1 protein-coding gene is annotated in these 255 nt (G+C 52.2%); it reads left to right on the top strand.

Translation table 11 applies throughout. From position 1 onward, the window contains the following. A partial coding sequence (locus tag AC1EU2_RS18810; protein WP_480299807.1) for a VCBS domain-containing protein occupies positions 1–255 on the top strand: 255 nt, incomplete at both ends.

Here is a 255-nt window from a genome sequence, read left to right as displayed (position 1 = left end):
GCCGTCGATGAAGCGGGCGTTGATGCACAAAACAATGACATCCCAGGCACGCCAAGTGTCAGTGGCGACCTCAATGCCACTGACGTCGACAACGCACAAGGCGACCTAAGCTGGACACTGGTCAGCGATCAATTTGCCAACTACGGTGAGTTCATACTCAACAGTGAAACAGGCGAGTGGACCTTCAACCTGTTCAATGACTCACCGGTTGTTGAAGCGATGCAAGAAGGCGACAGCATTGACCTGATATATAGC

This window comes from Parashewanella sp. 2304DJ23-3 (genome assembly GCF_056591695.1).
This window is presented reverse-complemented; position numbering and strand designations above follow the sequence as displayed.